Origin of the sequence: Bradyrhizobium niftali (assembly GCF_004571025.1) — a bacterium.
In the GTDB taxonomy this organism is placed as follows: domain Bacteria; phylum Pseudomonadota; class Alphaproteobacteria; order Rhizobiales; family Xanthobacteraceae; genus Bradyrhizobium; species Bradyrhizobium niftali.
On the sequence record NZ_SPQT01000003.1, the window covers coordinates 242,824 to 257,555 of the forward strand.

Annotated in this window: 13 protein-coding genes; 6 read left to right on the forward strand and 7 right to left on the reverse strand. The window is 64.5% G+C overall.

Annotated features, from left to right (window positions below; all coding sequences use genetic code 11):
• Positions 1-65: 65 nt before the first annotated feature.
• The 6 genes from E4K65_RS09905 to E4K65_RS09930 form a co-directional block, all read right to left on the reverse strand.
• Positions 66-1,664, reverse strand: coding sequence for a hypothetical protein (locus E4K65_RS09905; protein ID WP_135173990.1), 1,599 nt, complete (start codon positions 1,662-1,664; stop codon positions 66-68).
• 10 nt (positions 1,665-1,674) lie between these two features.
• A complete protein-coding gene (locus E4K65_RS09910) occupies positions 1,675-2,907 on the reverse strand; it encodes a CHAT domain-containing protein (RefSeq protein ID WP_167770689.1) in 1,233 nt (410 codons plus the stop codon).
• 511 nt (positions 2,908-3,418) lie between these two features.
• Positions 3,419-4,192, reverse strand: a complete 774-nt coding sequence (locus tag E4K65_RS09915) for an SDR family NAD(P)-dependent oxidoreductase (RefSeq protein WP_135173991.1) — start codon at positions 4,190-4,192, stop codon at positions 3,419-3,421.
• Positions 4,193-4,852: 660 nt separating this feature from the next.
• On the reverse strand, positions 4,853-5,944 hold the full coding sequence (locus E4K65_RS09920) for a TRAP transporter substrate-binding protein (protein ID WP_135173992.1): 1,092 nt from the start codon (positions 5,942-5,944) through the stop codon (positions 4,853-4,855).
• A gap of 203 nt (positions 5,945-6,147) precedes the next feature.
• Positions 6,148-7,284, reverse strand: coding sequence for an Mrp/NBP35 family ATP-binding protein (locus tag E4K65_RS09925; protein ID WP_027544553.1), 1,137 nt, complete (start codon positions 7,282-7,284; stop codon positions 6,148-6,150).
• A gap of 55 nt (positions 7,285-7,339) precedes the next feature.
• Positions 7,340-7,777 (reverse strand): VOC family protein, encoded by a 438-nt coding sequence (locus tag E4K65_RS09930; RefSeq protein WP_025576425.1) that lies wholly within the window; start codon positions 7,775-7,777, stop codon positions 7,340-7,342.
• Positions 7,778-7,977: 200 nt separating this feature from the next.
• Here E4K65_RS09930 and E4K65_RS09935 point away from each other — a divergent pair, with 200 nt between their 5' ends.
• The 6 genes from E4K65_RS09935 (at position 7,978) to E4K65_RS09960 (ending at position 13,598) form a co-directional block, all read left to right on the forward strand.
• Positions 7,978-8,850 carry an NAD(P)-dependent oxidoreductase gene (locus E4K65_RS09935; RefSeq protein WP_135173993.1) on the forward strand — a complete coding sequence of 291 codons (873 nt, stop codon included), beginning with the start codon at positions 7,978-7,980 and terminating at the stop codon, positions 8,848-8,850.
• A 22-nt stretch (positions 8,851-8,872) separates the two neighbouring features.
• Entirely contained in the window at positions 8,873-10,150 is a 1,278-nt protein-coding gene (nhaD, locus tag E4K65_RS09940; protein ID WP_135173994.1) for a sodium:proton antiporter NhaD, read from the forward strand.
• A gap of 137 nt (positions 10,151-10,287) precedes the next feature.
• The gene (locus tag E4K65_RS09945; protein WP_167770690.1) at positions 10,288-11,883 is read left to right on the forward strand and encodes a sensor histidine kinase; all 1,596 of its coding nucleotides are present in this window, start codon (positions 10,288-10,290) and stop codon (positions 11,881-11,883) included.
• Positions 11,884-11,927: 44 nt separating this feature from the next.
• Positions 11,928-12,131 carry a DUF1289 domain-containing protein gene (locus E4K65_RS09950; RefSeq protein WP_027544558.1) on the forward strand — a complete coding sequence of 68 codons (204 nt, stop codon included), beginning with the start codon at positions 11,928-11,930 and terminating at the stop codon, positions 12,129-12,131.
• 28 nt (positions 12,132-12,159) lie between these two features.
• Complete coding sequence (locus E4K65_RS09955; RefSeq protein WP_025576432.1) at positions 12,160-12,714, forward strand: TIGR02281 family clan AA aspartic protease; 555 nt, start codon at positions 12,160-12,162, stop codon at positions 12,712-12,714.
• 215 nt (positions 12,715-12,929) lie between these two features.
• Positions 12,930-13,598 (forward strand): outer membrane protein, encoded by a 669-nt coding sequence (locus E4K65_RS09960; RefSeq protein WP_167770691.1) that lies wholly within the window; start codon positions 12,930-12,932, stop codon positions 13,596-13,598.
• A gap of 57 nt (positions 13,599-13,655) precedes the next feature.
• Here E4K65_RS09960 and dusA read toward each other — a convergent pair whose 3' ends face one another.
• Complete coding sequence (gene dusA / locus E4K65_RS09965; RefSeq protein ID WP_135173997.1) at positions 13,656-14,651, reverse strand: tRNA dihydrouridine(20/20a) synthase DusA; 996 nt, start codon at positions 14,649-14,651, stop codon at positions 13,656-13,658.
• Between the last annotated feature and the right edge of the window lie 81 nt (positions 14,652-14,732).

The following is a 14,732-nucleotide window of genomic DNA, read 5'->3' on the forward strand; positions in this document are numbered from 1 at the left end:
CTGTCCAGACGGTCTGCTTCGTCGCGTCCTCGTGCGCCGCTCGGGCTTGCGAGCCCGGCGTGAAATCAAGTCCTGACCTGCGTGCTCGGCTGAGACACCGGCGCCGCCCATTCGAGCCGATTGCCGTTAAGCGCCGACGACTTCCGGATCAGCTTGTTGGCCTCGATGTAGGCTTCCGCGGTCGACGGCACGAGATAACCCATGACGAAGCCGAGCAGACCGAACAGAGCGACGATGCCCCCGTATACCAGCCAGGAGATGTACGGCATGTTCAGACCGAAATGCCTGCTCACCAATGTGAAGCCGATGAGAAGGCAGAGCATGGCACACGCCATGACCACCGCATGGGTCGCGCCGTCCCTCAGCCTTGCCTCGTGATAGTCCAGCGCATCGGCCCTCAGCCGCACGTCGAGAAGAATGCTCAGGACCAGCGTATTGGTCAGGAAGACCAGGGACAGCAGCGAGCTCGCCGCAAGCGGATGACTGCTCGCCAGCCAGCCGGGCGCGATCGGGATCGTGCTGTAAGTTATCCAGAGGACGGCGTTGCCGGCCAGATAGGACAATGCGCCGAAGACCACGTAAGAGCGCCACGGCAAGGCGTACAGCGAGGGACGCGCGAAATTTGTCGAGGCCTTCGGATAGATCGCAAAGAAGATGGAGATCGTGAGGGCCACCGCATGTGCGGCGGAGGAGAGCCCTCCGGTCAGCGAGCCGACTTCATAGTTCTTCGTCAGGTTCATGAAGAACAGCGGCAAGACGGAGACCAAGAAGTCGAGCACGAAGATGATCACCAGGGGCGCAAATGGCAGCGGCTGGGGGAGAACGGTCTGATATCCGAAGCTGGAAATCAGCTCCGTCCGGGAGTCGCGCCTGTCGACCACCGACAACGTCGCCTCGGCCAATCGACGCTGGTACGCGACGCGCAGGTCCTCGCATTCCTCCACGATGAAATCGGAAATCTCGAGCACCAGCTCCACCGCGTCCACATCCGACACCGTGATGTCCTCCGTCAGCAGGAGTGCACGGGCCGACCGTCGCAGCATTCGTCGATATTGCTTTTCCATCTCGTCGAAGGCGGCCTTCCTGGCGCGGAAAAATCTCGCGAACCGCTTGTTCTCGCGCAGTTCGACAAAACTGGTATGGAGGGACGCGACCTGCTTGATCATGCTTGCCGCGCCGACGGCGAGCACCTGGTTGTCGTCATTGAGCGCCTTCTCGATCAGCCCGGCGGGAACGCCATACCCTGCGAGCTCGCGCTGCAGCTCGGGCGCTGCCCGCTCCGTCACGCTGATGGGCGACCGCGCGATGGCGACGATGACGGTCTCCACGGCCTGTGGGTAGCGGGCCAGCGTCTGCATCATGCGCCGCAGAAAATCGATCACCCAACCGAGCAGCGGCAGGTGGGGCGCCAGCACCATGAAGGCGATCGTCGCCGGTATCGCAACGAGAAGTTCGACTCCGTGGGACATCAGGATCGCGACGAAGAAATAGAACACCACCGCAATCATGACGTAGCCAACGACCGCGAAATAATAGCGATCGCGCATCACGGCATAGCGAATGTCCGCGGTTTGGAAGGGCGCGTGAAAGTCGATCGCGCTGACGATGCAGATCGCGATCGCACCGAGGCAGAGAGCTACGATCGAGTGGTCAAGGCCATGCATGGATGAAAACTCACTCCGATCCGGCCCGGTCCACGAAAATTTCCCCGTCGAGGCCGCGCATATAAAGAACCGGCGAAATCCATTCGGCGAACTGCCGCGCCTTCAATTCGGCCCGGGTATGCGCCAGCGCGGACTGGATCGATACGTTTTCCGCCAGGTAGGTGTAGAAAGTATCGGCGAACGCGAGACCCATATTGTCGCTGATCTCGAACTGCATGGCGATCACGGCGGGCACGCCTCCCTGAATGAGCTCGGCGGCGGTGCTCGAAAACAGGGAGCCCGGTTCGCCCTGCGCGCCGCTGCAGGAGTTCAGGACGACGAGACTCGGCGTTTGACCGGGCTGGGTCAGGAACGCCTTCAGCGAGTCGGCATAAAGCCTGATGCCCTTCGACCCGCCCTCCTCCTGGACCACGATGAAGCCCATCTGCCGCTCGGGATCGTGGCCGCCATGCCCGATGAAGTGAAACAAGTCCCACCGCTTGCCCTCATCTCCCCTCAGGAAGCGGCGGTTGAGATCCCGCGCCTTTGCCGAGGGGATCCAGGACAGCTTCATCCGCTTGCCGTCGTTCAACTCGCTCAGCGCCTTCTTGATCGCGACCTGCTCGGCATCGACCTCGATCTCGTCCAGCGGGAATCCGTTCAGGACCTTGACCCGCGCAGCCATGCCCAGCATCCGTATCGGCCTTGCTGCGCACGCCCGGCGCTCCTCGACATAGTCGTCGACGGCGCGCATGAATGGCGTGCTTTGGGACGTCGTCACGTAGAAGCGGTTCTTCTTGTCGTACATCGTCTCCCAAGGCACGTAGGCGAGCGTGGGATCGGTGACCCGCAGACGGATCAGGAACGGCTGATCGTCCTTTCGCGCCGCATGGGAACATTCCTGATAGAGCTCGAGGATCTTGCGCTGAAAGATGAACTCGAAGAGTTGCGATCCGACTTCCTGCACGATCCGTTCGTCCGATCCCGAGGTCAGACTTCCGGCAGCGTCACGGAGAGCGGGTTTTGCCTCATCACCACCGCCTGCCGCAGCCGCATTCTCGTTTCGCGCGCGCATCGCCACGTCGGCGCTGCGCGCGGCAGCGCACTGGAGAATTGCTTCCTGCAACGGCCTCAGATTCTGACGAAAACTCGGCTTGAGCTTCTCAACCTCGATCTCACGGCACGTTGAATTATATTCCGCGACGATACGGCAATGACTATCGCCACTATCTTCAATGGTCAGATTGAAAACGACTTTCGCCACGACGCAACCCTCAGCCGCGCACATGCCAGCGCAAAAATCTCACGCCTACTCAAAGTCTATACCGGACAGAAAAGCGCGCAATGGGCGAGTTGCGGTTGTAATGCCGCACATCTGCACGCGCGGCCCGCCCGGGGATCGGCGCAAGCCGCACCCCGCCGTGTCCGTGCTGTTCTCCGCATCTACGGGTGCCTGCATCTCGCCGGTCACCCCGCTTTTCCGCCCGGGACGCGCACCATCCATGGTGCACGCCCGATTGGAATCAAATCGAATGATCGTCAAAACGACGCGGAACCGGAGTTCAGACCTGCCGCTCGCGGCTTGCGCGCCCCAGCCGCGGCTCGCACACCGCTTCGCGGCGATCGGCGCGGAGCGGAAGCTTGCCGGCTCCTGGGCTTTTCTAGAGCCAATTCTCCGGCACGATTGTGAGCGGTTTCACATCTCCCGTTTTGTTGATCCCGCCCGACTGCTTTGAGCATGCGCCGGAGCTCGCGAGCATCGTGCAGGCCGCAGGCTACGCCGCTGGAAGCTTCACGCCTGTCAGCTCCCCCAGTCCGGCGATGAGCGCGTCCTGGAATGTCGGGTCGCTCGCCTCACCGGCCGGCTGCTCCTGACGGAGGTGATGCCAGTAGCGGCCGCTTACCAGCGCGGCCGGCTCTTCGCTGACGGCAAGCCAGGACTGCGTACGCTGTCCGGTGTCGAGATCCACGGGGGCACCCGCACCGCCCATTTTGGTGCGCACCCAACCGGGATCGACCGCATTGCTCAGCACGTGCGGCCAGCGCCGTCCCAGTGCGTAAGCCAGCGCGACCGCGTGCAGCTTGCTTTCGGCATAGGCCTTCGCCGCATCCCAGCTTCGCCTGGTCCAGTCGAGGTCGCGCAATGAGCCCTCGCCGCCGCGGTGCAGGCCACTGCTGAGATAGACCAGCCGCTTCGGCCGCGCGATCAGGGCCGTCAGCATGTACGGCGCCAGCGTGTTGATCGCCAGCGTGCCGGCGTGCCCCTCCGCTGTCGCGCCGCGGCTCCGCTCGGTGTAGACGCCGGCATTGTGGATGATCGCGTCCATGCTTCCGATCGCGTTGACCTGGTCGGCGATGCCCTTCGTCTCGACGGCGCTCCTGAGGTCGCCGACCACGATCGCCACAGCATCCGAGGCGAAGTCCGCAACCGCCGCGGCGCGATCGGCAGATCGCGCGTGCAGCACCACGCGGTGTCCCTGATCGAGCAGCGCTTGCGCCGCCGCCCGGCCGAGACCGTCCGTGCTGCCTGTGATGAAGACGATCGCCATGCGCAGCTTCCTTATCCCTGGCAGAACGCAAGCCCGATATAGCGGCTCTCTGCGCGCCTATCCCCTGCGATATTGTCTCGTCGCTAACCTTCTCCATCCAGTCAACGTTTTGCCGCGGCGCCGTGCGCCAATTTCGGATTATGCGATGATTGCTTTCTGCCACTGTTTTGCCCGACGAGTCAAAACCGGTTCGCTGCCAGGCTGAGCCCAAACTCCATCCGCCCGTCATTGCGAGCGGCTTGTCCGCCGAAGCTCAAAAAGCGAAGGCGGAAGCGAAGCAATCCGGGATCTTTCCGCGGAGGGACTCTGGATTGCTTCGCGGAGCCCGTCATCGGGCCGCCCCTGGCGCGGACCCGTTGGCTCGCAATGACGGTGTCGAAGCAGATGCGCGCCAAATGACGATGTCGCTCCGGTCGCCGCCGGGCAAATCGCCGTTTGGGCCCCGGCTGCGCGACGATTGCCGCCTCCCGCTGAAATGCGCCGGCATGTCAAATTGTTAGCAGCACCCGCCGGGCAACGTGCCCTCACCCCATTTCTACTGTGCATGGGGTTGTTTTCGACATTTTTTGTTTCGGCACCTTCGGATGCGCCCGCAGCAAAGAAAAAACCCGGCCTCGCGAAGGAGGCCGGGCTCTGTCGTCTTGCGACTTGCTCGAAAGATCAGCCGCGGGTGCGCGAGCGGATCATGAAGCTGTCGTAGGTGTACTCGGCGACCTGCCACCACAGATATTCGTCGGAGCGGTAGGCCTGCATGGCGTCGATCGACTTCTTGAAGTCGGCGTTCTTGGCCGAGATCTCGCCCCACAGCTCATTGGTCGCCTTGAGGCAGGCTTCCAGCACCTCGTTGGTGAAGGGACGCAGCTGCGTGCCGCCGGCCACCAGACGCTTCAGGGCGGTCGGGTTCAACATATCGTAGCGTGCGGCCATCCAGCTGTTGGCATTGGCCGTCGCGTTGGTGAGGATCGCCTGGTAGCTCTTCGGCAGCGAATTCCACTTGTCGAGGTTGGTGAAGGCGTGGACGGTCGGACCGCCTTCCCAGAAACCGGGATAATAGTAGTACTTGGCGACCTTGGCGAAGCCGAGCTTCTCGTCATCGTAGGGGCCGACCCATTCGGCGGCGTCGATGGTGCCCTTTTCCAGCGCCGGATAGATATCGCCGCCGGCGAGCTGCTGCGGCACCACGCCGACCCTCTGGAGCACCTGGCCGGCGATGCCGCCGATACGCATCTTCAGGCCCGAGAGATCCGCAACGGTCTTGATCTCCTTGCGGAACCAGCCGCCCATCTGGGTGCCGGTGTTGCCGCAGGGGAAGCCGATCACGTTCGACTTCTTGAAGAAGTCGTTGGCGAGCTCGTTGCCGCCGCCCTGGTACAGCCACGAATTCTGCTGGCGCGCGTTGAGCCCGAAGGGCACCGAGGCAAAGATCGCGAAGGTCGGATCCTTGCCGACATAGTAGTACGACACGGTGTGGCACATTTCGACCGTGCCGTTCGAGGTCGCATCGAGCGCCTGGAGGCCGGGCACGACTTCGCCGGCGGCGAACACCTGGATCTGGAATTTGTTGTCGGTCATTTCGGCGACGTACTTCGCCACCTGCTCGGCACCGCCATAGATCGTATCGAGCGACTTCGGGAAGCTCGAGGTCAGGCGCCACTTGATCTCGGGCGAGGATTGCGCGATCGCCGGCGAGGCCACCGCGGCGGTCGCCGCCGCGCCTGCTGCCGACACTTTCAGGAAATCACGACGCTTCATCTTCAGGTCTCTCCTTGCTGGGGCGTTTCCCCGAACTTCCTCTTTGCCGCCGCTCATTCCGGCGACGCGCTTGGCCCGCGTCGAACCGAAGGGGGCTTACTGCCGTGGGCGTTTAACACGGAAGCCCCGCCTGCGGAACGCGACATTGGCATGACGGGGCTCTACGAAAGTCGCATGTCCCCAATGGATTGGCCGCGTCTCGCTCAGGCCGCCGCGATGACGCCCTTGAGCTGGTCCCGGACCTGGCCCGCAATGGCGCGGTAGATCGCCGCATGGGGGCCGTCCGGCTCGCTGTCGACGACGGGATTGCCGGCGTCCGAAGTGGCGCGAATCGCCATGTGCAGGGGGATCTCGCCCAGGAACGGGACTCCGAGCTTCTCGGCCTCGTGACGCGCCCCGCCATGGCCGAAGATGTCGGATTTCGTGCCGCAATGCGGGCACTGGAAGTAGCTCATGTTCTCGACGATGCCGAGCACGGGCACGTTGACCTTCCGGAACATCGCAAGCCCCCGCCGCGCGTCGATCAGCGACAGGTCCTGCGGGGTCGAGACGATCACGGCGCCCTTCAGCGGCACGTTCTGCGCCAGCGTCAGCTGGGCATCGCCGGTGCCGGGCGGCATGTCGACGACGAGCACGTCGAGCTCGCCCCATGCGACGTCGCGCAGCATCTGCGTCACCGCCGACATCACCATCGGACCGCGCCAGATCATCGCGGTCTCTTCCTCCACCAGGAAGCCGATCGACATGATCGCGAGGCCGAAGCGCCGGAGCGGAATCATCTTGCGCTCGGCGTTGAGCTCCGGCTTGTCGTGCAGGCCCGTCAGCCGCGGCACCGATGGGCCGTAGATGTCCGCATCCAGAAGCCCGACCTTGAGGCCGAGGTCGCGCAGGCCCAGCGCCAGATTGAGCGCGGTGGTCGACTTGCCGACGCCGCCCTTGCCGGAGGCGACCGCGATCACCGCAGCGACGCCCGGAATCTCGGATTGCCGCGCCATCGGCGATTGGCCGCCCTGCGGCGGCTTGTGGGCATGGACCGGCTGCACGCCGGGCGTGCCGCGGCTTGGCGTGGGCGGCGGAGGTGGTGCAGAGCCCGGCTTGCGCTCGGCGGTCAGCGCCACCATCACGGTGGTGACGCCGGGAATGGCGCGCACGGCGGCCTCGGCCTCGGCCCGGACAGACTCCCAGGCCCGCGCCTCCGCGGCGTCGACATTGATCGAGAAGAACACCTTGCCGTCAGAGGCGCTGATCGCGCTCAGCACATTGGCATTGGCGAGCGCGACCCCGCGCGGCGATTTGATCCGGGCGAGGCTGTCGAGAACCTGTTGCTGCGTCACGCTCAAAGCGCATCTCCATGAGTCCAAGATGTGCCCCATTAGAGCGGAAACGCCCAAAAGGCTACTGCCTGCCGATATCGTCAGCCATCTCGGCGGGCGCCGCCCCCTGCTCCATGGCCGCCTCGTAGTTCAGCTCGATCATCACCCCGTTGGGGTCGTGCACGAAGATCTGCCAGAGGTCGCCGCCGGGCACCTGGCGGGAGTCGAATTTCATCCCTTTGGACGTCAGTCGCTGCTTCATGCCCTCAAAACCGCGGCTGACGAAGGCGACGTGGTGAACAACGCCGGAATCCGGCTTTTGTGGCTCCGAGGTCGGAGAAATATCGACGAGGTGCACCACCGCCCTGCCCTCGCTGTACATCCAGGCCCCCGGGAAGGCGAAATTCGGCCGGGCGCCGTTTTCCAGGCCCAGCACGTCCTCGTAGAAGCGGACCGTCTCGGCCAGATTCCGGGTCCGGATGTTGAAATGATCGAGGACGCCAACGCTCACGCCGCCCATGCTTTCGCTCCCTTTTTTTAAAGTCCTTAAGTCCCGCCATCCTAGCACAGGGGGCCGCCAAACGAAGCCGTTGCCCTCCCGGCCTAACGGTTTATGGTGCGCCTCCGATCCGCCCTCGCGGCGGAAGTTCCAGGGCGCCGATTTGGCGTCCCTCGCCCGGCAAGAACCGTAAAACCCAAACTACCGACAAGGTACCACACATGGCTAAAGTCGCTTTCCTCGGTCTCGGCGTCATGGGCTTCCCCATGGCCGGACACCTCGTGAAAAAAGGGGGCCACGAGGTCACCGTCTACAACCGCACCGCGGCCAAGGCGAAGGAATGGGCAGACAAGTTCGGCGGCAAGACCGCGGCAACCCCGAAGGCCGCCGCCGAGGGCCAGGATTTCGTGATGTGCTGCGTCGGCAACGACAATGACCTGCGCGCGGTCACGATCGGCCCCGACGGTGCCTTCGCCGGCATGAAGAAGGGCGCGACCTTCGTCGACCACACCACCGCCTCCGCCGAAGTCGCGCGCGAGCTCGACGCGGCCGCCACCAAGGCCGGCTTCAAGTTCGTCGACGCGCCGGTCTCCGGCGGCCAGGCCGGCGCCGAGAACGGCGTGCTGACGGTCATGTGCGGCGGCGCCGAGGACGCCTATGCCGGCGCTGAGCCGGTGATCACAGGCGCCTATGCGCGGATGTGCAAACTGCTCGGGCCCGCCGGCTCCGGCCAGCTGACCAAGATGGTCAACCAGATCTGCATCGCCGGCCTCGTGCAGGGCCTCTCCGAGGGTATTCACTTCGCCAAGAAGAGTGGCCTCGACGTCGCCGCAGTGATCGAGACCATCTCCAAGGGGGCGGCGCAGTCGTGGCAGATGGAGAACCGCTACAAGACCATGAACGAGGGCAAGTACGATTTCGGCTTCGCGGTCGAATGGATGCGCAAGGACCTATCGATCTCGCTGGCCGAAGCCCGCCGCAACGGCGCCAATTTGCCGGTGACCGCGCTGGTCGACCAGTTCTACGCGGAAGTCGAGAAGATGGGCGGCAAACGCTGGGATACCTCCAGCCTGCTCGCGCGCCTCAACCGCTGACACCTGACGATCTGAAACGACCTTGCTGATCGCGATCGCCGCCATCTTCGTCCTCGCCTATGCGGCGATCGCGCTCGAGCACCCGCTTCGCGTCAACAAAAGCGCCTCCGCGCTGCTCGGCGCGGGGCTGCTGTGGACCATCTACTCGGTTGCGACCGGCGACCACGCCCTGGTCGGCCGCCAGCTCGACGAGTCCGTCGGCTCCACCGCGCAGATCGTCTTCTTCCTGATCGGCGCCATGACCATCGTCGAGGTGATCGACGCCCATGACGGTTTCGAGGTCATCACCTCGCTGATCCGCACCACGAGCCAGGTGGCGCTGATCTGGCTGATCGGCTTCGTGACGTTCTTCCTGAGCGCGATCCTGGACAATCTGACGACCACCATCGTCATGATCTCGCTGATCCAGAAGCTGATCGCCCGTCGCGACGACCGCCTGCTGTTCGCCTCCCTCATCGTCATCGCCGCCAATGCGGGCGGCGCGTGGACCGTGATCGGCGACGTCACCACGACCATGCTGTGGATCGGCGGCCAGATCTCGCCGCTGAAGATCATGAGCGCGGTGTTCCTGCCCTCGCTCCTCAATCTGCTCGTGCCGCTCGTCTTCATCAGCTTCTCGCTCAAGGGCAAGACCATCGCGCCGCCGTCGAAGGACACCGGGCTGCTGGTCGTCGACCGGTTCGAGCGCAACCTGATGTTCTATCTCGGGCTCGGCACCCTGATCGCGGTGCCCGCGTTCAAGGCGGTTACGCATCTGGCGCCGTTCATGGGCATCCTGTTCGGGCTCGGCGTGCTCTGGCTGGTCGGCGAGATCGTGCACCGCCACAAGGACGAGCATGTGCGCCAGCCCCTCACGCTGGTGCACGCGCTGGCACGGATCGACATGAGCTCGATCGTGTTCTTCGTCGGTATCCTGCTCGCGGTCGCCTGCCTCGATCACGCCGGCCTGCTCTCGATGCTGGCCAAATGGCTCGATGCCACGCTCGGCCGACAGGACGTCATCGTCGTCGCGCTCGGCCTGCTCAGCGCCATCATCGACAACGTGCCGCTAGTCGCCGCGACCATGGGCATGTACGACCTCGCGCATTATCCGCCGGACAGCTTCATCTGGGAGTTCATCGCCTATTGCGCCGGCACCGGCGGCTCGATCCTGATCATCGGCTCGGCCGCGGGGGTTGCCGCGATGGGGCTCGAGCGCATCGAGTTCCTCTGGTACGCCCGCCGCATCGCCGGCCCCGCGCTCGCCGGCTATCTGGCCGGTGCGGTGGTATACATCGCGCAGCACGCGGCGCTGCATTGAGCCGTTCAGGCCGGATCCAGATTAACGTCCGGTTAACGTAATTCTTTAGCTCCTTAAGTCAGCTCTTAAGGATTTCTTGCCAGAGATAGACAATGCAGAAGGCCCGCGTCCGGCGTGGGCAGGAATCGTGTTGCTTGATGAGTAACCCCGCTGAAAAGCCTGAGGTTGTGCAGCTTCCGGCCGAGCCGGTAAGCGCTCCATCGGCGAGCAGCCGAAGGGCTGCGGCGCAGCGGGTGCGCGAGGCGCGCGATAAGTTAACGTCGACCAGCGGAACCCGGCCGGCCTTCGACGCCGAGATGCTGCGCCAATATGCCCAGACGCGGCTGTCGGCCTCCTATGTCGTGATGCTGCTGGTGGTTGCGACCGGCGTGCTGTTCGGACTGTGGATGCAGCCGATCCCTGCCGCGGCGTGGACCGCCGGCATGCTCTGCATCCACGGCGCGATGATCCGCAGCTGCCGGCGCTTCCTGACCGAGCCCGCCTCGCCCGCCGCGACGCGCGCCTGGCGGACGCGCTTCGTCGTGCTCGACCTGCTCTATGGCCTGTGCTGGATGGCGATCCTGATCCATCCCGTGCTCGACATGGTCACGGAAACACTGATGATGTTCCTGATGCTGCTGGTGATCGCAGTATCGAGCATGCTCGCCGCCAATCTGCCGATCGCCGCACTTGCCGCCACCGCACCGGTCGCAGTCGCCATGGCGCTGAGCTTTGCGGTGACCGGCTCGCTGGACAATTACATCCTGGCCGCGCTCGCGCTCGGCGCCGAAGGCTATTTCGTGCTGCTGGCGCATCGGCTGCATTCCTCGACCTTCGCCACGCTCGAGGCGCGCGCCGAGAAGGACGCGCTGATCGGCGAGCTCGAACAGGCCAAGGCGATCTCGGACGAAGCGCGCCACCGCGCCGAATCCGCCAATGTCGCCAAGTCGCGCTTCCTCGCGCAGATGAGCCACGAGCTGCGCACGCCGCTGAACGCCATCCTCGGCTTCTCCGAGGTGATGAAGAGCGAGATTTTTGGCGCGCATGCGGTGCCGGTCTACAAGGAGTACTCGGCCGACATCCACAATTCCGGCGTGCACCTGCTCAACCTCATCAACGAGATTCTCGATCTGTCGCGGATCGAGGCGGGCCGCTACGAGCTGAACGAGGAAGCCGTGTCGCTGATCGGCATCGTCGCCGACTGTCACCATTTGATGAAGCTGCGCGCATCGAGCCGCGGCATCACCATCCACGAGGTGTTCGAGCAGGCCATGCCGCGGCTCTGGGCCGACGAGCGCGCGATCCGCCAGGTCGTGCTCAACCTGCTTTCCAACTCGATCAAGTTCACGCCGCAAGGCGGCGAGATCTGGCTGAAGGCCGGCTGGACCGCTTCGGGCGGACAATATCTCTCGGTGAAGGATACCGGCTCCGGCATCCCCGAGGACGAGATTCCGGTCGTGCTCGCTTCCTTCGGCCAGGGCTCCAACTCGATCAAATCGGCCGAACAGGGCGCGGGCCTTGGCCTGCCCATCGCCAAGAACCTGATCGACCTGCATGGCGGCACGTTCACGCTGAAATCGAAGCTGCGCATTGGCACCGAGGTGATCGTCACCTTCCCGCCGGAGCGCGTGATGAGCGCGCTGGCGCCGCTGTCGGATGATTCTCCACCGCTCCAGCCGGAGGGCTCCCTCGTGCCTGACGAGAAGCGCCGGCCGCGCCACAAGCCAATCATGAGCGCAGGCACGGGCTCTTAACGATATGCTTGCAGAAATGCCCGACGATCCCTCACTATACCCGAATGAGCAAAGAAACGCCGTGCGTCGCCGTCTGCATGATCGATCCCAAGACCAAGCTGTGCTTCGGCTGCGGCCGCACCTTGCCGGAGATCGCGCGCTGGCACGCCATGGAAAGCGCGGAACGGCTCTCGGTCATGGCGCTGCTGCCGGCGCGCATGGCGGAGGCCGGACTTGCGCCGATCGCGGGATCGCAGAAACGCGCCTGACCGGCCCGCGCGCATATGGAGGTGCGCGATGATCCGCTTCCTGCTCGTTCTCGTCATGCTCGCCGGCACCGCAGGTGCCGTCGTCGCCTATGGCGATCCCGATCAGATCGCGCGCGCGAGCCACAAGGTTTCGCACATCTTCCGCGCCCAGACCGCCGCGCCGGCCCCCGCCGTGCAGATCCACCGCGGCCAGGGCGGTGAATTCGCGCTGCGCGCGAAGATCAACGGCGTCGCCGCACCGATGGTGATCGACACCGGTGCGACCTCCGTGGTGCTGACCTGGGAAACCGCGAAAGCCATCGGGCTGCCGCTCGAGATGCTCGAATACGACGTCGACCTGGAGACTGCGGGCGGCCACACCAAGGCGGCCCGGCTGACGCTCGACCGCCTTGCCGTCGGCCACCTCGTCGAGAAATCGGTGCCGGCCCTCGTCGTGCAGCGCGGACAGATGAAGACCAATCTGCTCGGCATGAGCTTCCTCGACCGCCTGGAGAGCTGGGGCGTGCGCGCCGACAAGCTGATGCTCACCGGCTATCCGGAGCTCCAGAGCAGCCCCCGCCGCGCGCGGATGGCGGTCGACTAGACCGCCGCGAGCCGCCGCCCGCCTCTGCCGACAGGCTCGGTTGCGCGGGCTGCGCCCCATCCAGACCACGACTTCAGTCGGTGCGCCGCGAAATCGCCCCCGTGTGGCATTTGCGTTGTTTACAAACCGCCTAGTCGGTTTATAACATATTCCCGGATCAGGGTTGGAGAGGCGCTGCTCCCGAAGGGACGCGGCCAAGTGGGAGACTGTAAATTATGACTGCAAGAGCCGCCTTACGCCGCACGATGCGCGCCCTGCCCTTTGCCGCAGCGTTCGCCGCAGGCAGCGCCTGCGCTGCCGACCTGTCGCCGCGCTATGCAGCGCCCGCCTCCGCCTATACGGCACCGCAGCCGGTGTATTCGTGGACGGGCCTTTATGCGGGCTTCAACGCCGGCTATGCTGAGAGCGGCGACGATGCCTTCAACAATCTCGTCGGCGCGAGTGGCGGCAAGGTCAAGGGCGCCGTCGGCGGCGTGCAGATCGGCTACAACTATCAGCTCTCCCCGATGTTCGTGGTCGGCATCGAGAACGACTTCGAAGGTGGAGACATCAAGAACCACGACGCGCTCAACAGCGCCGCGGTCAGCCTGCCCTGGTACATGACCGGCCGCGCCCGCGCTGGTATCGCGACGATGGATTCACGCCTGCTGTTCTTCGGAACCGCCGGTCTTGCCGCCGGCGAATTGAAGGACGGGCCGATCAACAAGATGAAGATGGGCTGGACGGCAGGCGGCGGGGTCGAATGGGCGTTCCTGCCGAAATGGTCGGCCAAGGCCGAATATCTCTACACCGAGTTCAAGCACGACGACCTGCCGGAGTGGAACGCCGCGAAATTCCACTCCTTCCGCGTCGGCGTGAATTATCACTTCGACCTGATCCGCTGAGACCGATCGATCGACGAAGAGCCGGATGTTGCGATCCGGCTCTTCACCTGGCGGCAGTTAGGCGGCCGCCTCAACCGGCGCACGCACACCGACGCGCGCGATCGCATCGCGCAGCACGTCGAGACCGGCGCCCGGCTTTACCCCCTGCTCGGCAAGATGGCGGCGGAAGGCGCGCGCGCCGGGCACGGCGTGGAATGCGCCGACGAAATGCCGTGTGATGGCGTGCAGGCGCGTGCCGCGCGCGAGCTGCGCCTCGATATAAGGCATCATCGCTTCGAGCGCGTCCTGCATCGTCGCATGCGGCGCCGCTTCGCCGAAGATATCGGAATCGACGGAGAGCAGCCGCCAGGGATCCTGATAGGCGGCGCGGCCGAGCATCACGCCATCGACGTGTTCGAGATGTGCTGCCGCCTCGTCGATGCCTGGGATGCCGCCATTGATGATGACGGGCACATCAGGCATCGCACGCTTGAGCCGATAGACGCGCTCGTAGTCGAGCGGCGGGATGTCGCGGTTCTCCTTCGGTGACAGGCCGTTGAGCCAGGCTTTCCGGGCATGCACGATCAGCGCATCGCACCCCGCCGCGACCACCGCGCGCGCAAGCGTATCGAGCGCCACTTCAGGGTCCTGGTCGTCGATCCCGATGCGGCATTTCACCGTGACGGGAACACCGACCGCCCGCTTCATCGCGTCGACACACCTCGCCACCAGCTCCGGCTCCGCCATAAGACAGGCGCCAAAGCGGCCATCCTTCACGCGATCGGACGGGCAACCAACATTGAGATTGATCTCGTCATAGCCGAACGCCTCGCCGATCCGCGCCGCCTGCGCGAGCTCGCGCGGATCCGAGCCGCCAAGCTGAAGCGCCACCGGGTGCTCCGACGCATCGAACCCGAGCAGCCGCTCCCGGTCGCCATGGATGACGGCGCCAGTGGTCAGCATCTCCGTATAGAGCAGCGCCCGCCGCGTAAGATGACGGTGGAACACCCGGCAATGCCGGTCGGTCCAGTCCATCATCGGCGCCACAGAAAAGCGATAGTATTGCGATTTCAATGATTTACCTTATGCTTCAACAGGATGAAACATGAACGTGTGCACTCCAAACTAGACGAAATTGCACACGTTTGTACGCGT

What these genes read in the sequence shown, in the direction of transcription:
- E4K65_RS09905 (WP_135173990.1), bottom strand. Translation starts at nt 1,664, where the DNA reads ATGCATGGCCTTGACCACTCGATCGTAGCTCTCTGCCTCGGTGCGATC.
- E4K65_RS09915 (WP_135173991.1), bottom strand. Translation starts at nt 4,192, where the DNA reads ATGGCGATCGTCTTCATCACAGGCAGCACGGACGGTCTCGGCCGGGCG.
- E4K65_RS09920 (WP_135173992.1), bottom strand. Translation starts at nt 5,944, where the DNA reads ATGAAGCGTCGTGATTTCCTGAAAGTGTCGGCAGCAGGCGCGGCGGCG.
- E4K65_RS09930 (WP_025576425.1), bottom strand. Translation starts at nt 7,777, where the DNA reads ATGGGCGGCGTGAGCGTTGGCGTCCTCGATCATTTCAACATCCGGACC.
- E4K65_RS09935 (WP_135173993.1), top strand. Translation starts at nt 7,978, where the DNA reads ATGGCTAAAGTCGCTTTCCTCGGTCTCGGCGTCATGGGCTTCCCCATG.
- E4K65_RS09945 (WP_167770690.1), top strand. Translation starts at nt 10,288, where the DNA reads ATGAGTAACCCCGCTGAAAAGCCTGAGGTTGTGCAGCTTCCGGCCGAG.
- E4K65_RS09950 (WP_027544558.1), top strand. Translation starts at nt 11,928, where the DNA reads ATGAGCAAAGAAACGCCGTGCGTCGCCGTCTGCATGATCGATCCCAAG.
- E4K65_RS09955 (WP_025576432.1), top strand. Translation starts at nt 12,160, where the DNA reads ATGATCCGCTTCCTGCTCGTTCTCGTCATGCTCGCCGGCACCGCAGGT.
- E4K65_RS09960 (WP_167770691.1), top strand. Translation starts at nt 12,930, where the DNA reads ATGACTGCAAGAGCCGCCTTACGCCGCACGATGCGCGCCCTGCCCTTT.